This is a genomic window from Psychrobacillus sp. FSL W7-1493, from assembly GCF_038004905.1.
Classification (GTDB): domain Bacteria; phylum Bacillota; class Bacilli; order Bacillales_A; family Planococcaceae; genus Psychrobacillus.
On record NZ_JBBOSB010000001.1, the window covers coordinates 1,393,417 to 1,413,731 of the forward strand.

General features: G+C 36.1%; 20 protein-coding genes. 15 read left to right on the forward strand and 5 right to left on the reverse strand.

Features of this window, described 5'->3' with window-relative positions:
* Window positions 1–26: 26 nt before the first annotated feature.
* Both MKX96_RS07100 and MKX96_RS07105 read left to right on the forward strand, forming a co-directional pair.
* Entirely contained in the window at window positions 27–776 is a 750-nt protein-coding gene (locus MKX96_RS07100) for an alpha/beta hydrolase (RefSeq protein ID WP_340885905.1), read from the forward strand.
* A 156-nt stretch (window positions 777–932) separates the two neighbouring features.
* On the forward strand, window positions 933–1,160 hold the full coding sequence (locus MKX96_RS07105) for a hypothetical protein (RefSeq protein WP_169361298.1): 228 nt from the start codon (window positions 933–935) through the stop codon (window positions 1,158–1,160).
* 402 nt (window positions 1,161–1,562) lie between these two features.
* On the opposite strand, the gene MKX96_RS07110 is transcribed toward MKX96_RS07105, so the two are convergent.
* Window positions 1,563–1,739 (reverse strand): hypothetical protein, encoded by a 177-nt coding sequence (locus tag MKX96_RS07110; protein ID WP_340883003.1) that lies wholly within the window; start codon window positions 1,737–1,739, stop codon window positions 1,563–1,565.
* Between the two features lie 203 nt (window positions 1,740–1,942).
* Between MKX96_RS07110 and dnaN the strand changes: the two genes are divergently transcribed.
* Window positions 1,943–3,073 carry a DNA polymerase III subunit beta gene (gene dnaN / locus MKX96_RS07115; protein WP_340883004.1) on the forward strand — a complete coding sequence of 377 codons (1,131 nt, stop codon included), beginning with the start codon at window positions 1,943–1,945 and terminating at the stop codon, window positions 3,071–3,073.
* Window positions 3,074–3,213: 140 nt separating this feature from the next.
* On the opposite strand, the gene rpsD is transcribed toward dnaN, so the two are convergent.
* Window positions 3,214–3,816 carry a 30S ribosomal protein S4 gene (gene rpsD, locus MKX96_RS07120; RefSeq protein WP_169360926.1) on the reverse strand — a complete coding sequence of 201 codons (603 nt, stop codon included), beginning with the start codon at window positions 3,814–3,816 and terminating at the stop codon, window positions 3,214–3,216.
* A 370-nt stretch (window positions 3,817–4,186) separates the two neighbouring features.
* Between rpsD and MKX96_RS07125 the strand changes: the two genes are divergently transcribed.
* Window positions 4,187–6,046 carry a sensor domain-containing diguanylate cyclase gene (locus tag MKX96_RS07125; protein WP_340883005.1) on the forward strand — a complete coding sequence of 620 codons (1,860 nt, stop codon included), beginning with the start codon at window positions 4,187–4,189 and terminating at the stop codon, window positions 6,044–6,046.
* 75 nt (window positions 6,047–6,121) lie between these two features.
* The gene (gene megL / locus MKX96_RS07130; protein WP_445678180.1) at window positions 6,122–7,309 is read left to right on the forward strand and encodes a methionine gamma-lyase; all 1,188 of its coding nucleotides are present in this window, start codon (window positions 6,122–6,124) and stop codon (window positions 7,307–7,309) included.
* 64 nt (window positions 7,310–7,373) lie between these two features.
* Here the strand turns inward: megL and MKX96_RS07135 are convergent, their stop codons facing one another.
* A complete protein-coding gene (locus tag MKX96_RS07135) occupies window positions 7,374–7,853 on the reverse strand; it encodes a GAF domain-containing protein (protein WP_340883006.1) in 480 nt (159 codons plus the stop codon).
* Between the two features lie 14 nt (window positions 7,854–7,867).
* Window positions 7,868–8,665, reverse strand: a complete 798-nt coding sequence (hisJ, locus tag MKX96_RS07140; RefSeq protein ID WP_340883007.1) for a histidinol-phosphatase HisJ — start codon at window positions 8,663–8,665, stop codon at window positions 7,868–7,870.
* 156 nt (window positions 8,666–8,821) lie between these two features.
* On the opposite strand from hisJ, the gene ezrA reads away from it, so the two are divergent.
* The 9 genes from ezrA to rarD all read left to right on the forward strand — a co-directional run bounded on the left by ezrA (window position 8,822) and on the right by rarD (window position 18,325).
* Window positions 8,822–10,522, forward strand: a complete 1,701-nt coding sequence (gene ezrA / locus MKX96_RS07145) for a septation ring formation regulator EzrA (protein ID WP_340883008.1) — start codon at window positions 8,822–8,824, stop codon at window positions 10,520–10,522.
* Window positions 10,523–10,607: 85 nt separating this feature from the next.
* Window positions 10,608–11,741: a cysteine desulfurase family protein gene (locus tag MKX96_RS07150; RefSeq protein WP_340883009.1), complete on the forward strand. Its 1,134-nt coding sequence runs from the start codon at window positions 10,608–10,610 to the stop codon at window positions 11,739–11,741.
* 5 nt (window positions 11,742–11,746) lie between these two features.
* On the forward strand, window positions 11,747–12,949 hold the full coding sequence (thiI, locus tag MKX96_RS07155) for a tRNA uracil 4-sulfurtransferase ThiI (protein WP_169360932.1): 1,203 nt from the start codon (window positions 11,747–11,749) through the stop codon (window positions 12,947–12,949).
* Window positions 12,950–13,031: 82 nt separating this feature from the next.
* Entirely contained in the window at window positions 13,032–13,235 is a 204-nt protein-coding gene (locus tag MKX96_RS07160) for an alpha/beta-type small acid-soluble spore protein (protein ID WP_169360933.1), read from the forward strand.
* Window positions 13,236–13,399: 164 nt separating this feature from the next.
* Entirely contained in the window at window positions 13,400–14,980 is a 1,581-nt protein-coding gene (gene mbcS / locus MKX96_RS07165) for an acyl-CoA synthetase MbcS (protein WP_340883010.1), read from the forward strand.
* A gap of 289 nt (window positions 14,981–15,269) precedes the next feature.
* Window positions 15,270–15,716, forward strand: a complete 447-nt coding sequence (locus MKX96_RS07170; RefSeq protein ID WP_340883011.1) for a site-2 protease family protein — start codon at window positions 15,270–15,272, stop codon at window positions 15,714–15,716.
* 207 nt (window positions 15,717–15,923) lie between these two features.
* Window positions 15,924–16,340, forward strand: a complete 417-nt coding sequence (locus MKX96_RS07175) for a DUF6843 domain-containing protein (RefSeq protein ID WP_340883012.1) — start codon at window positions 15,924–15,926, stop codon at window positions 16,338–16,340.
* A 204-nt stretch (window positions 16,341–16,544) separates the two neighbouring features.
* Window positions 16,545–16,883, forward strand: a complete 339-nt coding sequence (locus MKX96_RS07180) for a hypothetical protein (RefSeq protein ID WP_340883013.1) — start codon at window positions 16,545–16,547, stop codon at window positions 16,881–16,883.
* A 533-nt stretch (window positions 16,884–17,416) separates the two neighbouring features.
* On the forward strand, window positions 17,417–18,325 hold the full coding sequence (gene rarD, locus MKX96_RS07185; RefSeq protein WP_340883014.1) for an EamA family transporter RarD: 909 nt from the start codon (window positions 17,417–17,419) through the stop codon (window positions 18,323–18,325).
* Between the two features lie 7 nt (window positions 18,326–18,332).
* Here the strand turns inward: rarD and MKX96_RS07190 are convergent, their stop codons facing one another.
* Window positions 18,333–19,133 carry an NAD kinase gene (locus tag MKX96_RS07190; RefSeq protein WP_340883015.1) on the reverse strand — a complete coding sequence of 267 codons (801 nt, stop codon included), beginning with the start codon at window positions 19,131–19,133 and terminating at the stop codon, window positions 18,333–18,335.
* 157 nt (window positions 19,134–19,290) lie between these two features.
* Here MKX96_RS07190 and sppA point away from each other — a divergent pair, with 157 nt between their 5' ends.
* On the forward strand, window positions 19,291–20,304 hold the full coding sequence (gene sppA / locus MKX96_RS07195) for a signal peptide peptidase SppA (protein ID WP_340883016.1): 1,014 nt from the start codon (window positions 19,291–19,293) through the stop codon (window positions 20,302–20,304).
* Window positions 20,305–20,315 lie beyond the last annotated feature (11 nt).

The window sequence follows — 20,315 nt, forward strand, 5'->3', positions numbered from 1 at the left end:
AAGTAAAAACTTATAAGGGGGATGGAATCGTGAATTATGAAGTGCTAGAGGGTGCAGAGGAGTTTTTCTACGAGGGAAATCATGTAGGGGTGTTAGTTATACATGGATTTACAGGCTCCACTCAAAGTATGCATTATTTAGGGGAAAGGTTTGCCGAAGCAGGCTTTACTGTTTTTGGACCGAGACTTACCGGTCATGGTACAGATCCAGAGGATATGGAGCGTGCAAGCTATGAAGACTGGATAAAAGACGTGGAAAAAGGGTTGAATAAGCTTCAGGAAACTTGCTCCGACATCTTTGTTTGTGGATTATCTATGGGTGGTACGCTTACTTTATACTTGGCCGAAAACTACCCTGACATTAAAGGCATTATGCCGATAAACGCTGCCGTCTATATGCCTGACATGATTGAAAATTATGAAACCCTTTCTCAAAGTGAGACTCGATTTGTAGAGGGAATTGGTTCTGACATTAAGCAGGCAGGGATAAAGGAGTTAGCTTACCCAAGAACACCAGTGAAATCTATGTCGGATATCATTCTACTATCAAGGCTAGTACGTGATAATCTATCTAAAATAACTGCACCTGCTCTAATATTTAAATCTACAGAGGATCATGTAGTTCCTCCAGAGAATTCCTTTCAAATATATGAAGCAATTTCCTCTGTTGGAAAGGAAATTGTGGAGCTAGAAAATAGCTACCATGTTGCTACGTTAGACGCCGATAAGGAGCTAATAGCAGATAGAAGTATACAGTTTATAAATGCAAGAATATAACTATCTAGTCTCGGAGCCATTGGTTTCGAGACTTTTTTCATTTAGGCAGATTATAAATGAAGTAGATTAAATGATACTAAATCTCCAGTACAACCATTTAAAGGTATTAATATCCACTTTATGGTCAATAATTTATTGTAATTGGAGGGGACGTATATGCTATTAGATGAAAAAGAAATTTATTGCTATAATTGCCGTAAAAAAACGTTATTTACATGTAGGGATTTGCGCAATAATAAAGGTGTCGAAAGCCATTGCAGCGAGTGTCCGACCTTTTGGTTTGAATGGCAAAACAAAGCGGTAGAGCGAGAAATGAAGAAATGGGTAGAATATAATCAAGGATTGTTAAGTACACTAAATAGCACAACAAATATGTGGACATAGAAATGCCTACGAAATAATGATATTTAGCATATATAAAGATGAAGATTACTCAAATGAGTGATCTTCATTTTTTTGTTTTTGTAATTTGTGTAGTTAGAAATTTTCGTAAGTTCTACGATCTGGCAAAGTAGTTGTTTTCCGTTGCGGCGAACGCTTTCCGCGGGCACATTTTCAGCCGTTTCCATCGCTGTGCTCAGTCCGGGGTCTTCAGCTCGCGCTATTCCCGATGGAACCGTTGCCTGCTCTCCAAACATTAAGAATGGAGAGATATCTTACAAGAAATCAGGGATCTTAAAATAGAGATTATGCTAGAACAGTTGATCGCCGTTGAGAGCTGACTTTACGAGGGCACTTTTATGTGATTCTTTTATGTGTAATTTCACTAATTTAGGTGTAATTTAGTTATTCACCATTTGAATATCTATTATCTCCCAACGTATGATTAGAACTTTCCCCTGGTTTTGCATTTGGATTTATTGGATTCTGGTTATTGTTATTAATTTTCTTATTTCTCCAATCAACTAGGAGAGCAAAAGCGATAATAATAAAAAGAATAAGAAGTACTATTAACCAAATCATATTTACCCCTCCTTTGTTTAAAAAAAAATATTTTTATCAACTAACTGTGACGTTCGTTTAAGTGTAACATTTCATCAACAATACGATCTTATGACTATCACAAAGATTTTTATAAATAAAAGCGGAGTCATGTATAAGGGAGGTATTGGGAAGGAGTTTGTCGAATTAGGAATACTTATGATTAAAATGAGGTGAACCTTTAGATGGAATTTATAATTGATAATGATTTTGTTAGTAAAGCAATTTTAGATGTTAATAGAGCCGTGACTTTCAAAACGCCTTTTCCTATTCTTACAGGTATTAAAATTACTGCTGATAAAAATAGCTTAACGCTAGTGGGAAGTAATTCTGATATTGTTATTGAGACAATTATCCCTTTGATGAATGATGGAGTAAAAGTGCTGGAAGTTTATAGGCCAGGGAGTGTTGTAGTATCAGCAAAATACTTAAGTGAAATTGTTAAGAAGCTACCTGGAAAAATACATATAAAAGTAGATGAAAAACAAGTAGTAACCATTCAATCCGAAGACATTGTAACGAAATTATACGGGTTTCATGCAGATGATTACCCTAGCCTCCCTAAAATCGATGAGGATAAATATATTAAAATTCCAAGTGTTGAATTACTGGAAATTATTAAACAAACTGTGTTTGCAGTTTCAAAGAGTGAGTCTAGGCCTGTCTTAACCGGAGTGAACATGTCATTTAAAGATCAGCGATTAAAGTGTGTGGCAACCAATTCCCAACGTTTGGCTTTAAGAGATATTGAAATAAAATCAAATATAGAGGGGTCTTTCAACGTACCAGGAACAAGTTTGAATGAACTAGCCAAAATAATAAGTAATGAAGATAGTGTAATACATATTTTTATATCAGACCGGTATATGACATTTAAAACAAATACAATCTCTCTATTTTCTAGATTGATCGATGGCAATTATCCTAACGTCGACGGATTGTTCCCAAGTAATGCGAACACAATAATTACTCTTAATACCAATCAGCTATTAAAGGGGATAGATAGAGCTTGTCTTTTTGCAAGCGAATGGAAGAATAACAATGTTCATCTTGAAATAATGAATGGTTCAAAAATAAAAATTTCCTCCAACTCCTCAGAGATAGGAAAAATTGAAGAAATCTTACCCATTACGGAGATTACTGGTGAGACAAGCTTAAATATTTCGCTCGATGGTAGTTTTTTAATGGATGCTTTAAAAGCTATACAGGAAGAAGAGGTTAAAATAAGCTTTGGTGAATCCATGAGACCGATCATAATGGAACCAATAGGCAATGCGTCTTATTTACATCTCATTTCACCGGTACGTACATACTAAGATGTTAAGACCGTCTAGTAAGAGGGACCTGATTTTCTCTCTTCGGATATATAGAGACGGATAAACATAAGAAAAAACCCTAGGGAGGTTGAATTAACCACATTCCTAGGGTTTTGCTTGTCGGTTACTAAGCGACAGAATTAACGAGAGTAGAACTCAACGATTAGAGATTCGTTGATTTCAGCTGATAATTCGCTGCGCTCTGGAAGGCGAACGAAAGTACCAACTTTGTTGTCTGCGTCAAATGTAAGGTATTCTGGTACGAAGTTATTAACTTCCATAGATTCGTTTACAACATCTAGGTTTTGAGATTTTTCACGAAGTGAAATTTCTTGACCTGGTTTTAAACGGTATGAAGGAATATCAACGCGTTTACCATCAACCATGATATGACCGTGGTTAACTAATTGACGTGCTCCACGACGAGTGCGAGCAAGACCTAAACGGTATACAATGTTATCAAGGCGAGTTTCAAGAAGGATCATGAAGTTTTCACCATGTTTACCTTGCATTTTACCAGCTTTATCAAACAAAGTACGGAATTGACGTTCGTTAACACCATAAGTGTGACGAAGTTTTTGTTTTTCTTGTAATTGAAGACCGTACTCAGTTAATTTTTTACGTTGGTTAGGACCGTGTTGTCCTGGTGCGTATGGGCGTTTTTCTAATTCTTTACCAGTACCACTTAGTGAGATACCAAGACGACGTGATAATTTCCATGCTGGACCTGTATAGCGAGCCATGAATGACTCCTCCTTTGTATTGGTTTTATTTTGTTGTAAAATAAGAACCAGATGCATTCAGACTAGCAGCCATTTCGTTTTCATGTATCATCGCCCTAGCAGCCGAGGGTTACGGGATACACCATCTATTTTAAATAGAGGAACAAAATGAACAATCTAATCCATACAACTGCTGCATTTATTTTACACAAAGACTATTGTATCTCGTGCACTGTTGAAAGTCAATCATATACATTAGTTAATTAATATTATAGCTATTTTGGGAAATTGAATATATTGACAAGACGGTAATTTTATAGTCAAATTGAATTATAAGGGTATTGGGATAAAAGTATCATAACTTCTCTCCGAAAGCTAAGAGGTGTAATAGATGGCAAACGATATAGACTTAACAAAATTTAAAGGTAGAGTTTTTGATTTATGGACCGATTATACTTTCAGTCAATACAGTGAGACTAATTGGTTTGAAGAACTCAAAGTATTGTTGGCTGAGTTTTTTGACGTTAGGTTTGCCACCTATTATAAACAGGATGCCCATACTTTCATTCAACTGAATTGGAATCACTCACTCGCTAAAAAAAGAGAAGCCATTAGATGGATAGAAATAGAAGGTTTCTTCTATGAAAAAGACTATGCAGAGATTCCTTTTATAAGAAAAGGGGAAAAACAGTGTGGTGAAGTTTCTATTTTGCTTAGAAGCGAGGATCATGAGATTCTTGGGATGTTAGTAATGGAAGCAACAGAGAAATGGGAAAAATTCGCTAAGACATCTGAAGTAAATGAATTTATATTAATCATTAGTAAATTAGTAAGAATGGTTAGAAAGTCTATCTTCTTAACAGAACAGGAGCAGCAATACAGAAATCTTTTTAACGTGACAAAGATGTTCCATTCTACACTTGAGGTAGATCAAATCTTAAAAGGCACACTATTGGCTGTTCAGGATGCTTTTCCTGACTTTGAAAATACATTGATTCTCTCTAACGATCAAGATCGTAAAACTTCTGTTCCATATAAACTATTTGATTATACCTCGGAGAGACCAAGTACTGTTGAAGCGTACGTATCCGGAGAAATAACTTCAGATTTAGTAGAAAATTCGAAGATGAAACTATTAAATATACCAATTAAGGGGAAGCAGGGGATCTACGGTATCCTACAAGTATCTACCCCGATGGATTATCTGTTTTCAATCAGGCAGAAGGAATTTATGAAGATGCTTGCTGCTACTGCTGGAAACGCCCTAGAAAATGCTAAGTTGTTTATTCAGTCTCACCGTTTAGTTGGTGACTTACAATTAATCAATGAGACGACTCATAAATTGAATATGAATTTATCACAAGAAGACATGGTCATATTCTTAAGAAATCAACTAATAAAATCATTTCAGCCAGAGCATGTTTGTTTTGTATTTATAGAGGATGATGAATACTCGATAAGTGTGGCAAACTCTGATTATTTTTACACATTAGAAGGTCAAATGTATATTCAACATGTAGGAAACCAATTTAAAAAGCTTAAGGATTCACTGTTTGTGGCTGATTTCAATCGACTAAGTAATGCGAACGTTGCATATCGATCTCTTGTGGCAATTCCTTTAAGAGAACAAGAAAATATTACTGGGTTTAGCATAGTATTGCACAGCGATCCGTACTATTTTTCCTTTGATAGCTTCAAATTAATGCAATCCTTAATACAGCATTCCTCCTTGGCCCTTACTAATTCCGCGCTGCGCAATAAATTACAAGAAATGGTTGATCGTGACCACCTGACGAATCTCTACGCAAGAAGCTATTTAGATAGATACGTAGAGGAGTCTATGATTAATGATACTAGTGGGATATTCGTATTAATGGATATTGATAACTTTAAGCAAGTGAATGATACCCATGGCCATCAGATCGGAGACAGCATTCTTAAACAAATTGCGAAGGTAATAGAGAAAAGAGTAGAAAATGTAGGAATAGGTGCAAGATGGGGTGGAGAAGAGCTAGCTCTATATTTTCCCCAGATGTCTGTGGAGGAAGGTAAGAGAATTTGTGCGGACCTCTTAGAAATAATCCCTATTTATACAAATCCAAGTGTGACCGTTTCTGTTGGTTTATCTGGGTGGAGTAAAAGAGAGGATGCAGACTTTCATAATTTGTTTCATCATGCAGATATTGCACTATATGAAGCGAAAAATAATGGAAAAAACCAGCTATGTATCTATGAGGTAACTTGTCATTAAGATGAGTTGCCTTTTCTTTTTTTGGAAATATGTGTACACTATATTTGAAAGCGTTTACAAAAGGGGTGCACGATTTTGGGAAAATCATCAATGGAAAAAGAAACATCACTTATTCATCAAGGATACGCCACAGAGGACCATCGTGACAGTTTAGCAGTTCCACTCTATCAAACTTCTACATTTGCATTTGAAAATGCAGAGCAAGGTGCGAAACGGTTTGCAGGAGAGGAAGCAGGAGGGATCTATTCCCGACTAGGTAATCCGACTGTTCAAGTGCTAGAGCAAAGAATGGCAGCGATAGAAAATGGAGAGGGTGCGCTTGCTTTTGGGTCGGGGATGGCCGCAGTAAGTACAATCCTAGTATATTTAACTAAAGCGGGTGACCATATCTTATGCACAAGAGGAATTTATGGTTGTACATTTGGGTTACTAAACATAATGGAGGAAAAATATAATATTTCGCATAGCTTGGAAAAGTTGTCAACCGAAGAAGAAATTGAGGCAGCTATTAAACCAAATACGACATGTATTTACGTGGAAACACCGATCAATCCAACGATGGAAATCGTAGATATCGCATTAATCGTCAAAATTGCACAGAAACACAAAATTCCGGTAGTAGTGGATAACACTTTCTGTTCTCCATATCTACAAAATCCGTTAGACTTAGGAGCAAACTTCGTACTGCATAGTGCAACGAAGTATATTAACGGTCATGGAGATGTTATAGCAGGGATTCTAGTAGGTAAGGAAAAAGAACAAATGGACATAATTCGTTCGACTGTTCAGAAGGACTTTGGCGGCATCATATCACCATTTGATGCGTGGCTGTTGATTAGAGGGTTAAAAACGTTACATGTCAGAATGGATAGACATTCTAGTAACGCAGAAAAAGTATTTACATTTTTAGAGTCCCATCCTTCTATTGAGTCCATTTATTATCCTTTCGATAAAAAAAATCCTCAGTATGAGGTAGCAAAAAGGCAAATGAAAAACGGGGGAGGACTAATTTCATTTGCTGTTAAGGGTGGTAAGGAAAAAGCACAGCAGCTTATGAATGCTCTTTCGCTCATTAAAATTGCAGTAAGCCTAGGGGATGCCGAGACACTAATCCAACATCCAGCAACTATGACCCACTCTGTAGTACCTAGCAAAGAGAGAATTGCTATGGGTATAACCGATGGATTACTAAGGCTGTCAGTTGGTCTCGAGAGCACAGAAGACATTATTAGAGATTTAGAGCAAGCCTTAGATAAATTGTAACAAAACGAAAGAGGATGAAATGACAGAAGTCATCACATCCTCTTTCAATCTAGTTAACTAGAAGTTATATATGCTTAATAAGGACATCTACGAACTGTTCTAGTCCTTTTCCATCCTCAGCAGTAAATCGATCTTTTATAGGGCTATCAATATCTAAAACTCCGAGAAGTTTACCCTCTCTTACAATAGGAACAACAATTTCTGATTGTGAAGCGGCATCACAAGCTATATGACCAGGAAATGCATGAACATCAGGTACGATAATTGTTTCCTGTGTTTCCGCTGCTGTACCACATACGCCTTTACCAAGTGAAATACGAACACAAGCAGGTAGACCTTGGAATGGCCCAAGCACAAGTCCACCATCTTCGACTAGGTAAAATCCAACCCAATTAATTTTGTCGAAGAATTGGTTTAAAAGAGCAGAGGCGTTACTTAAGTTGGCAATTGCATTAGTTTCGCCCTCTAAAAGAGCATCTAGCTGTTTACACAATAATGAATAGCTAGCGGACAAGTCAGTTGAATAGTTAGTTGTTTGAAACATATACATTCTCCAATCTACAAGATATTATTAAAACATTTATAATACTGGTGTAAATCTTTTGCTTGGTGCGCATCTGATCCAAAAACTATAGGTACACCTAATTCCTTTGCCAAAGAAATATAGGGAATTGGAGGATAGCTCTCTTTGCAAAAAGGCTTAGCAAAGCCTGCACTATTTGCATCTAACTCTAACAATCTATTCCTCATTTCTACTAATATACCTAAGATGTCTTCATGATCATCAACAATTTCAGAAAGTGCATGCTGAAACTTATGTACAAGGGTAATATGTCCAATCCGTTTTGGCTTATATATTCCTAAGTCGCTCGTTATTGAATCCATCAACGTTTTGTAATACAATTTATAGACAGACATAGGACTACCAAGTTTTTCGACGAATCTCAGGTAAACTTCCTTAGAATAATCGATACATACATATTGATTTTGATCGTGTAAAAAATGTACGGATAGAATGGAATCGTCTAAATAACTTCCATAGTTGTTTAAAAACTCCGTAGTTTCTGATTCAAAACCTGAAATATAATCAATCTCTAAGCCTGTAGATATAACAATATCTCGTTTATACTGTTTTTTCAACTGATTTAGTTCCGTTAAATATGCCTCTAAGCGATGAAAATCCATACCACTATCTTTATCTGGCGTGGGGTCTATAAAGCTGGAAGGCAACGGAGCATGCTCGGTAAAAGTGATTTCTTGAAAACCATTTAGAATAGCCTTTTCAATATACTGGTTAAAACTATCCAGTGTTCCATGAGGACAGTAAGGGGTATGTATATGTCCATCTTTTTTCATAGCAGTTGGGCTCCTTTTGTAGAAAGTTACATTATTTTTTAACATTTCTTAGGTTTATTCTTATTTAATGAAACAATAACATAAAAAGCATGGTAATATATATAGTAAGATACAATTCGCACTTTTTGATTTTGGAACAGGAACAGGGGGCTTACGATGAGGTATATCATCCCAGCAGTCATTGTACTTTTAGTAATTGCAATCATTGCATTTATCATACGAAAGAAACACCAAACAGAAATAGCTCGCTTAGAGCATGAAAAGCACCAAATTCAAAACAAGCCTATTTTAGAGGAAATGACTAAAGTTAAACAGCTAAATATGAATGGGCAAACAGAAGAAATGTTTGAAAGATGGCGCAATAATTGGACCGAAGTAATGGATGTACATATGCCTAAGATTGACGTTCTTTTGTTTGATGCGGAAGAATATGTAGATAAGTTCCTTTTTATGAAGGCCACCAAAATCGAAAAAGAACTTCAAACTTTGATTTCTACTTGTGATGAGAAAATGTCAGGTATTATCAAAGAGTTAGAGGAACTAATCGGTAGCGAGGAAAAAAACCGCATAGAAATAGAACAGCTTAAGGACCAACATCGTTCAGCAAGAAAAACATTGTTAGCCCATCAATATTCTTTTGGCGAAGCAGCTCCTGCTCTAGAGGCTAAATTAGAATCCTTCTTACCACTCTTTGAGGAATTTGACCAGCTAACGGATACTGGAAACTACTTAAGCGCTAGAGAAATAGTGATCAACATACAAGATGAAGGACAAAAGTTCTTTCATAAAATACATGAAATTCCAACTTTACTTACTGAGATTCAGCATAAAATCCCTGCTACGATACATGAGCTACGAAACGGTCAAAAGGAAATGGAAGCAAGTTCTTATTACTTGCAGCATTTAGAAATGACTAAAAAGTTAGATGATTTAGAAGCAGAGCTTGCAGAGTTAAAGACCTCTATTATTAGTCTAGATGTTGGTAAGCCATTGATTCGTGTGGGAGAGATAAAAGAAGAAATTGAAACGTTCTATGATCTATTGGAAAAAGAAGTAATAGCTAAAAAGTACGTGGATAGCTATAAGGACCAGACAGCTATTCGTTTGAGAGAAGTAACTACAGCTACTAGAGCGATCAATGAAGAAGCGACTTATGTACAGCAAAGTTATCGTTTACCTGAAAAAGAAGCTGAAATACCACAGAGCTGTCTAAAAGAGCTAGAGGAGCTAGATAAGAAATTTAGCATGCTTGCTCTCCGAGTAGAGGAAGAGAAATCAGCTTATTCAAGTCTTCAGGAAGAACTGAACGAAATTGCGGAAGAGATTGATCGATTATACGAAGAGCAGGATCGCTTCGCAAACCGTTTAAAAAATCTTCGCATCGACGAAAACAAAGCTCGAGAAAAGCTGGATGACTTAAAAATATTATTGCATGATACGGATCGTATGATTCAAAAAGCCAATATTCCAGGTATCCCAGAAGAAATGGATGTCCGATTAGAAGAAGCGGAAGAGCATATTTATGTTGCTATGCAAAGCTTGCAGGAAGTTCCTTTAAATATGACATTGGTCGATGGTTATTTGGAAAAGGCAGAGGCATGCATGGAAGATGTACATCATAAAGCAAAAGAAATGTTAGAAAATGTAGAGCTAACTGAAAAAATTATTCAGTATGGAAATCGTTATCGTGCGTCGCATCCAAATGTTCATGCACGTTTACTCGAAGCAGAGGAAGCATTCAGACAATTGCGCTATGCTAAGGCATTGGAAGATGCGGCAACTGCAGTAGAAGAAGTGGAACCAGGAGCTTTAAAGAAAATCGAAATGATGATTAAAGAAGCAGCTTGGCGTACATAACATGGTATCTTAAAAACAGATAGAAATGTAGACCACCTCACTACTTGTGATGGTGGTCTTTTTCCTAAGAAGGAGAGAGAATACTTTGATTTATTTGGATAATAGCGCAACAACAAAAGTATTACCGGAAATAATGGATACTTTTGTCGCTGTGAACGAAACATATTGGGCAAATCCATCCTCTATTCATGAATTTGGTCATAAAACGAACCAGTTATTACAATCAGCGCGAGAACAAATAGCAGAAATTCTGCACACTGCTAGTGCTAAAATATACTTTACGTCTGGTGGTACGGAGTCCAATAATTTAGCGATATTTGGACTTGCAAACAAATATAAATTTAGAGGAAAGCACGTACTTATTTCTCAAATTGAACATCCTTCTATTATAGAAGCTGCTAAACAATTGGTTGATATGGGTTTTGAGGTGGAATGGATTCCGGTCGATGCTAGCGGAACAATTGATTTAAATGAGTTTTCCAAACTGATTCGCGCAGAAACGATGCTAGTGAGTGTTATGCATGTTAACAATGAAACGGGTGCTGTGCAGCCACTTAAAGCATTGAGCACAATTGTGAGAAGAGAAAGTAAGGCAGTCATCCATGTTGATGCAGTACAAAGCTTTGGTAAATTATCGATAGACTTTAAACGGTATGATATAGATGCAATAACTATTTCTTCTCATAAAATTCACGGAATAAAAGGCTCCGGTTTACTTGCACTTTCAAAAACAAGAGAAATAGAGCCTATACTGTTCGGTGGAGGACAAGAATCGGGTATTAGAAGTGGCACAACTCCAGTTCCATTGGCAGTAAGCACAGCAAAAGCAATGAGAATTGCTAGTACTGGCTTGGAAAAAAATTCAACACACATGAAAAATCTAACTGACGAGCTTGTTCAGTTTCTCCATGGCTTCGAACGTATTAAAATGATTTCCCCAGAGAATCGTGCTCCCCATATCGTTACTTTTTCTGTGCGAAAAATCAAGGGAGAGGTTATAATCAATGCATTGCAAAAAAGAGATGTCATTGTCTCTACTAGTAGTGCTTGTTCTTCTAGACAAACAAAAACAAGCCACGTGTTAAAGGCGATGCATATATCAGATGACTATATAAAGGGTGTTATCCGTTTAAGTATCAGTCCTCTAACGACCGAGGAAGAAATAGAGACATTTAAAAAAATATTCACCGAAGTGATGAATGTTATAAAAGGAGATTAAATGCAATGAAATGGGAGAAAATTTTAGTTAGGTACGGAGAACTTTCAACTAAGGGTAAGAACAGAAAACAGTTTATTAATCATTTACGAAATAATATTAAGTTTTCCTTTGTAGACTTACCAAATATAAAGGTACATGCTGAGCGAGATCGCATGTTTTTAACTTCTACGGATGATGAAGAAATCCAAGAGCTAATCAAACGGTTACCTAAAATTTTTGGTATTCAATCGTTTAGTCCGGTTGCTTCTTGTTCACAAGATATAGAAGATATTAAAAAAACAGCATTAGAGATCATGGAAAGTCTTGAGACGGAAGATAAAACATTCCGAGTTACAGTAAAACGTACTGACAAGCGCTTTCCAATGGATACGTATGAGCTACAAACTACTATCGCTAGCCATGTGTTAAGACAATATCCAGCCTTGAAGGTTCAAATGAAAAAACCTGAAATCGATTTACGTATCGAAGTCTTGACCGATGCTGTATATATGATGGCTCAAGTAATTCCTGGTGCAGGTGGAATGCCATTAGGATCTAATGGTCGTTCCTTATTGATGCTGTCAGGTGGAATTGATAGTCCTGTAGCTGGTTATATGCTAATGAAGCGTGGCGTAAGATTAGATGCGATTCATTTTCATAGTCCGCCATTTACTAGCGAACGATCAAAAGAAAAGGTAATGGATCTTGCCAATCAGTTAAGCCATTTTGGAGCAACTGTGCGTCTTCATGTCATACCTTTCACTGATATACAACAAAGTATTCAGGCTCAAATTCCCGAAAATGTTTCCATGACTACGACTAGAAGAATTATGATGAAAATTGCAGATCTAGTTCGCGAAGAAATTGGAGCACTAGGAATCGTGACTGGTGAAAGCTTAGGTCAAGTAGCAAGCCAAACACTTGAAAGCTTAACAGCTATAAATGCAGTGACATCTACACCTATTTTTAGACCGTTAATATCAATGGATAAACTAGATATTATAGATATTGCCCGGGAAATCGGGACTTATGACACATCAATTCTTCCATATGAGGATTGCTGTACTATTTTCACACCTTCTTGTCCAAAGACTAAACCGAAGCTAGAGAAAGTGGAATACTATGAAAGCTTTAAGGATTTTGATGAATTGATAAAAGAAGCAGTTGAAAATAGAGAGACGATTTCATTCCCAAAGAAAAAAGAAAATGCTTTTGAAGATCTATTGTAAAAAATAGCAAAATATACCTCATATCTTGTGTACATAAAAAGAATGAAATCGACCATTCTAATTTCACAAGGAGGTGATTACAATGTCTTCAAACAACAACAGCAACCAACTTTTAGTTCCTGGTGTAAAGCAAGCTCTTGATCAAATGAAATATGAAATCGCTCAAGAATTTGGTGTAAATCTTGGAGCAGATGCATCAGCGCGTGCCAACGGATCCGTAGGCGGAGAAATTACTAAGCGTTTAGTGCAAAAAGCTCAACAACAAATGAACGGTTCAAACAGCTAATCATATAAAAGAGAAGTCGGCAGGAAACTGCCGGCTTTTTCCTATTTTACGCATCAATTTTCATGGTACATATATTAAAAAATTTCTAAAAATTAAATTTATTATATAAAAAATTGGAAAAATCCCCTATACTTTATATTAGAACAAGAAGGGGGAAATGATTCATGAACAAAATGGATTTAATCGCACCATCACACTATAACCTAGTAAGCGAGTTCGAAAAGTATAGTAAGGATGAAAGTAGGTTAGCTCTTATTTGGGAATCTGATAAAGGGGAAAAGAAACAAATCACCTATAAAAATTTACTCCTCCGAGCAAATAAAATTGCCAATTTATTTACGAGCAAAGGCCTTAAAAAAGGCGATGTCGTTCTTATTATGGTTCCTAGACTGATCGAAGCATATGAAGTTTATATTGCAGCGTTAAAAGCAGGATTAGTTGTAATCCCAAGCTCCGAGATGCTCAGAGCTAAGGATATTGAATATCGATTAACCCATAGTGAAGCAAAAGCAATCATAGCTTTTGAACCGTTCCTCTCCCAATATGACGATGTAAGCAATTTAGAAAACAAACTACTATTTGTCATTGGACAAAGTCAAAATCAATGGATATCTCTTACAGATGAAATGGAAAAGGAAAGCGAGGATTTTTCTACAATTGAAACATTAAAAGAAGACATGGCTTTCTTATCTTATACAAGTGGAACAACCGGTAATCCTAAAGGTGTTGTACATACCCACGGTTGGGCTTTTGCACACTTACGGACATCAGCTCCCAACTGGCTAGGGATTGAAGATGGTGACGTTGTATGGGCTACAGCAAGTCCAGGCTGGCAGAAATGGATCTGGAGTCCTTTCTTAGCTACGCTTGGAAGCGGTGCAACAGGATACGTTTATAACGGCAAATTCGATGCAAAAGTATATCTACGTAATATCCAAGAACAACAGGTAAATGTTCTATGTTGCACGCCTACGGAATACCGAATCATGGCAAAGGTAGATGGGTTAGCGGATTATAATTTATCTAGTCTCCATAGTGCTGTTTCTGCTGGTGAGCCATTGAATAGAGAGGTTATAGAAACGTTTGGAAAATTATTTGACCTAGAAGTGAGAGACGGATATGGCCAAACTGAAAATACATTGCTAGTCGGTACGATGAAAGGGATGGAGGCTAAGCCAGGCTCTATGGGTAAACCTACTCCTGGAAACAAAGTAGAAATCGTTAACGACCAAGGAGAGCCATGTGACGTAGGAGAAGTAGGAGACATTGCTGTTCATGTTGAAACTCCTGCATTGTTTAAGGAATATTTAAAAGATCCGGAAAGAACCTCGATGCAGTTTAGAGGAGATTATTATATTACCGGAGACAGAGCTAGGAAGGACGAAGACGGCTATTTCTGGTTTGAAGGTAGAGGTGACGATATAATCATTAGCTCTGGATATACCATTGGACCGTTCGAGGTTGAGGACGCTTTAACAAAGCATCCACTAGTACAAGAATGCGCAGTCATCGGTAGCCCAGATGAAATAAGAGGGACTATTGTTAAAGCATTTGTGGTGCTAAGAGATCCTTCCCTACAAGTATCGGATGAGTTAGTTAAGGAGCTTCAAGACCACGTGAAAGCGCTAACCGCACCTTACAAGTACCCTAGAGAAATAGAATTTATATCTGAGCTTCCAAAGACAACCTCTGGGAAAATTAGAAGAATTGAGCTTAGACAAAAGGAATTGTTAAAGACTAAATAATAAATAATTTATAGCCGAGACTGTAAACAAGCCTTTTAAATGCTTGTTTGCAGTTTTCTGCTTTTGAGTTAAAACTGAGTAAGAGAACCATCTTTAGTGACTTTTATGTATGTAAAGTAGAATTGATTTCCGCTTTTGACGGACGCTTTTAGGGTGAGATGTCTACCATACATCTCTAAAATCAGTAATACATAAAACTAGATATTTATGAATTCAATTTTAACAATATTCGAAAATATATGGAACCATCTTTTCGCTTTTTCGTAAACAATAGAAAGGGGATGAAAAGATGGATTTTATAATAAACTTCATTATTATTACTTTATTTATTTGTCCAATTATTGCACTGATTCACGAATCTGGACATGCATTTTTTCTGAAAATATTTGGTGCAAAAGTAAGTGAGTTTTCTATCGGTAACGGTGATGTACTTTGGAGGAAAAACAATTTTTTCATTAAAAAGGCATACTTTTTTGGTGGGAGAGTTTTCACTGAAGACTATAATATGTTGAGTAAAAATCAAAGAACCTTCTATTTCTTAGGCGGTGTGTTCTTTAATTACCTATCTGCACTAGTACTTCACTTATTAACTGGTTATGAATTCCTAGTTTTTCGAAATTACTTAGATAGTTTTATTTTTGTATCGTATCTTACTGTACTAATTAATCTAATTCCACTTAATACAATCCTAGGTGAAACTGATGGTAAACAATTAGTTAAAATATATAAGAATTAATAAGATATGATTATTCTTTCACTAACGGACGCTTTAATAAAAATATAGACATCAAAATGAGCTTAGAGTCACATTTCCGAGCACATTTTTTTGCATTTTTTTATTGGCTATGTTAAAGGCTAGGGTTGTTTCTTTGTGAAGCCATTTAGTTTGTGAAATGTAACACTTAAACTAGCTAGAGAAGTTAAATAAGGGGGCGAGTACTTAATGAAGTGGAAGAAAAGATGGACTGCAATCGTTTTGTTAATAGTACTTCTTATAGTACTAATTGCTAACATAGATACCTCAAAAGAGACAGTTATTTATCACGTTCCTGAAGGATTCAAAGGTTGTATGACAATCTATTATAGTCAAAAAGGACATGAAAGCTTGGAATTGGTGGATAATAAAATAATAATAGATATTCCTAAAGATGGGAAGGTAGTAACTTCTACATCAGAGAAAGAATTCAATAAGATTGGATGGCATAAAACAAGGGCTTATTACGTGGATAATACTGGTGCAAGAATAAAGGAAATACCCAATTCAATGTATCTAAACGGCTCTACTTCCATATCAAATAATGACCCTAAGTCAGCACGATTTTCTATATCGTTTGATGGTAGATCTGATAATTGTCATTAAGTGATAGAAATGGATGTAAACCAAGTTAAAATCCATACATGGCATCATTTCGATGGTCTATTTATATGTCCAAGATATCAAGTTGATCCCAGATATGCTTTGTGAAATGTTACACTTAAACTAACTCAGCAGTTTAGTGGAATAAGAAAATTTGTTAAAAGTACTATATTTTTATCTGAGAATGTTATGAGAAAGGGGTTCGAAGTGCCTATTTATTCAATAAATAATTACGAAAAATTAAAAGACATTTATTTACACGATTCCGAACTTCAAAATATATTGGTTAAGTACAGTAAAAAGGAAATAGAAATAAATCTAAGAACAGCGACGAACCAAGACACAAATGCAAGGGAAATTAAGTTGTTTTTCAATGAGGTAAGAAATTTACACGTTCCAATGCTAGAACCATGGGGAAGTGGCTTTTATATCTACTCAATTGGTTTAGAAGTAGAAGATGAATATATTAAGACTACAATTACATTAAACTCTGGGGACGAAATAAGATGTGTCTCAGAAACAATAGAAACGGATTATTCTTATTAAGCTAACGAGGTGCTTTAGTATAAATGAAATCAAACTATAATGAGCTTGGAGAAAATATCAAAGCTCATTTTTTGTGTCTTAAATTAACCTTTACCTTTAACATAGCCTTTTTATTCTAAAAATAATTTCTGTACTTGGAAGCCGTAGATTTTCTATCTTAACTTATCCAAAGGGAATGGTAATAAATAAATAAATAATAAGATACCCTAACCTTATTATGAAGCAAAACCTATTCAGCAATTGGCTATCAAAGATTCCACACGATCAATTTCTAATTATTGATTGAAGCTGCAGGTGGCGACGCAAGTAGGGCTTATCGCTCCCCCCACGGAAAGCATCCACCGTAAGCGAAAATCAATTTTACTTTACTCATAAAAAGAGCGGTATACCTGTTCCTCTTATCTATTAATTATAAGCGTAGGTGTTTTCTCATGTTAATTTAAAATAATTCTTAATATATTTACTTTAGTTAGATAAAGTACTATAATAATCCTATTATTTCGAGTGTCAAAGTATGTAAAGAAGGTGTCATTTTGAACGCAGAAGAAAAGCAAGGAATTATTGTAGTTGTGTTGGCATATGCTTGGTGGGGGTTCATGCCCATCTATTGGAAGCTACTAGATCATGTTGCCAGTGGTGAAATATTATCTGGAAGAGTAATCTGGTCATTTGTTTTCACATTGTTGTTAGTACTGCTAGGTCGAAAATTTTCTGTTTTAAGAGAAGACCTAAAAAACTTATGGAAGGATAAAAAATCATTTTGGAGTCTTGTTTTAGCCTCCTATTTAGTGACAGGTAACTGGTTTTTATACATATTTGCAGTAAATGAAGGTTATATAGTACAAGCAAGCCTCGGGTATTATATCAACCCGTTACTATCGGTTCTACTTGGTATTATCTTTTTAAAGGAAAAGCTTTCTTTGGCGCAAAAGATTTCCGTTCTAATAGCTGCTACAGGGGTAGTCTTACTAACAATCTCCTACGGAGTGGTTCCTTGGATTGCCATGTTGTTAGCAAGCACCTTTGCATTTTATGGGTTGATCAAGAAAAGAATCACCATCGATCCTTTAAGAGGGCTGACAATTGAGACATTATTTGTGCTCCCTGTGGCATTAGCTTACTTTAGCCACCTGGTTGTATCAGATCAAGCAGTATTTTTCTCAAGTAATATCTCGACAACCATACTCCTTGTACTTACTGGAGTCGCTACTGCCGTACCGCTTGTGCTTTTTGCAAAGGGAACAAAAACGATGCCTCTATATATGTCAGGTTTTATTCAATATATAGCACCAACACTAATGTTATTAATTGGTATCTTTGTTTACGGTGAGAAATTTAGCAAAATAGAGTTTATTTCATTTTCATTCATATGGGCTGCTCTATTACTTTTTACTTTTTCAAAAATAATCGAATTAAGAAGAAAGAAAATGTTAATAGTATAAGTAAGAATTATAGGAACGAACGTTTTACCTTATCCCAATAGCTATTATTTTTTAGTTTAACCGTCTTTACTACTCTATCGCTTAAGGAAAGGGCAACAGTATCCACGTGCTGAATACTTAGCGCCTCGTTATCAGTACTCATGGATGGATAATCATTCCAATCCTGTTGAAGGCGAAGTTCAAGTGTTCGATCGCTGCTTAATATAAACGGAGACCCAAGAGTTCGGTATTCATTGCTATTCATAGATGCAATCTCTGCAACTTGGATGCATCGTAAGAGTGGATCTACGACAGCTCCGTTTAATGACTTATTATAGGCGGAACTTCCAGTCGGCGTGGAAATAACCATTCCATCCCCACGAAAGGTTTCAAAATGCTTGTGGTCAATAAAAATATCTAAAACAAAAGATTTAATGATATTGGAACGAATGGTAAACTCATTAAGACAATAGAATTTTGGGTTGCTATTAACAGATACCTCTAAAACAGGGTATTTACGTACAACAATCTTATCTTTTAATACCGCTTCAGCCATTTTCTCTATGTCATCAACGAAAAAATCACAGTACATATTTAAAGAGTCAGTAGTCGAGATACCCGCGTACAACGTATCTTGTCTAAATCCAGTTTTTCTTACCGCCTGTAAAAAGGTCGCGTCGGATCCGATACTGACGATAATAGAAGCCTCTTCAAAATTTTCCACTGCTACAAACCCATGTTGGTGTATAACTTTTTGTATCGATTCTTTACGTTTTAGAGAGTGTGCGTCATTCTTTGTGTATAGGTAGATATTATTTCTTGAAGTCATAAGCATGCTCCTTTTTATAGGGCTTAGACTGCGAAGCACAGAATCTATTAAGTTTACATGTACTTTTAGTCTATGTATTATTATTTTATCATTTAGTGAAACATTTAGACATTTATAACGTATGTAAGAAGGAAAGAAAAAGGAGGAAATTAGTAATATGAATATGAAACGTTGGTTGGCCATTGTAGGAGCTGCAATTTTGTTAGCCATATCCTTGGTTGTTAATACTGCTTCATCCATATTCTCAACAGATTGGTCTACATTTATGGAAGACGTCAGTTCCACAGCTAATACAGAGTTCTATGAAACAGTCCTACAGCCAGGAAGTATGAATAAACGAGTGGCTGTACTTACAGTAGACGGTACCATTCAAGATACTGGTGGAACTACTAGCTTGTTTGGAACAGAAGGATATAATCATCAATTTTTCCTTCAACAATTAGATCAAGTGAGAAATGACGACTCAGTTAAGGCAGTCGTTCTTCAAGTAAACTCCCCTGGTGGAGGAGTAGTGGAATCAGCACAAATCTATAAGGAAATAGTAGAGATTCAAGAAGAAACCGGCAAACCATTTTATGTTTCGATGGGAAGCATGGCAGCTTCAGGAGGATATTACATATCTGCACCAGCCGATAAAATCTTTGTCAACAAAGAAACACTGACAGGTTCTATAGGGGTTATTATGCAAAGCATAAACTATGGCGGCCTTGCTGAAAAGTACGGCGTGGAATTTGTGACGATCAAATCAGGGCCATATAAAGACATTATGAGTCCAACGAGAGACATGACAGAAGAAGAGCGAGCAATGCTACAAGATATGCTAAATGATTCTTATGAGGACTTTGTTGATATTATTGAACAAGGAAGAAATATGACAGAGGCTGAAGTTAAAAAAGTAGCAGATGGAAGAATATTAAACGGAAGACAGGCTGTGGAGTCTGGTCTTGCGGATGAGCTTGGTTTCTTAGAGGATGCCGTAGCTGCTATTCAAAACGATTATGACTTAGGGGATGCAGAAGTATTTGAGTATGGTTTTTCTCCTAGCTTCTCTTCGTTATTTGCGATGAAGGCACAATCATTTTTTGGAGTAGACATTGAATCTAAATTGATTGCTAAGCTAATTGCAGATAATTCTGCACCAAAAATGATGTACCTTTATGGAAATGAATAAGGAGGGAATAC

Bases quoted from the DNA above. Each gene is read 5' to 3' on its own strand.
- MKX96_RS07105 (WP_169361298.1), top strand. From the start codon at position 933: ATGCTATTAGATGAAAAAGAAATTTATTGCTATAATTGCCGTAAAAAA.
- MKX96_RS07110 (WP_340883003.1), bottom strand. From the start codon at position 1,739: ATGATTTGGTTAATAGTACTTCTTATTCTTTTTATTATTATCGCTTTT.
- dnaN (WP_340883004.1), top strand. From the start codon at position 1,943: ATGGAATTTATAATTGATAATGATTTTGTTAGTAAAGCAATTTTAGAT.
- rpsD (WP_169360926.1), bottom strand. From the start codon at position 3,816: ATGGCTCGCTATACAGGTCCAGCATGGAAATTATCACGTCGTCTTGGT.
- MKX96_RS07125 (WP_340883005.1), top strand. From the start codon at position 4,187: ATGGCAAACGATATAGACTTAACAAAATTTAAAGGTAGAGTTTTTGAT.
- MKX96_RS07135 (WP_340883006.1), bottom strand. From the start codon at position 7,853: ATGTTTCAAACAACTAACTATTCAACTGACTTGTCCGCTAGCTATTCA.
- hisJ (WP_340883007.1), bottom strand. From the start codon at position 8,665: ATGAAAAAAGATGGACATATACATACCCCTTACTGTCCTCATGGAACA.
- ezrA (WP_340883008.1), top strand. From the start codon at position 8,822: ATGAGGTATATCATCCCAGCAGTCATTGTACTTTTAGTAATTGCAATC.
- thiI (WP_169360932.1), top strand. From the start codon at position 11,747: ATGAAATGGGAGAAAATTTTAGTTAGGTACGGAGAACTTTCAACTAAG.
- MKX96_RS07160 (WP_169360933.1), top strand. From the start codon at position 13,032: ATGTCTTCAAACAACAACAGCAACCAACTTTTAGTTCCTGGTGTAAAG.
- mbcS (WP_340883010.1), top strand. From the start codon at position 13,400: ATGAACAAAATGGATTTAATCGCACCATCACACTATAACCTAGTAAGC.
- MKX96_RS07170 (WP_340883011.1), top strand. From the start codon at position 15,270: ATGGATTTTATAATAAACTTCATTATTATTACTTTATTTATTTGTCCA.
- MKX96_RS07175 (WP_340883012.1), top strand. From the start codon at position 15,924: ATGAAGTGGAAGAAAAGATGGACTGCAATCGTTTTGTTAATAGTACTT.
- MKX96_RS07190 (WP_340883015.1), bottom strand. From the start codon at position 19,133: ATGACTTCAAGAAATAATATCTACCTATACACAAAGAATGACGCACAC.
- sppA (WP_340883016.1), top strand. From the start codon at position 19,291: ATGAATATGAAACGTTGGTTGGCCATTGTAGGAGCTGCAATTTTGTTA.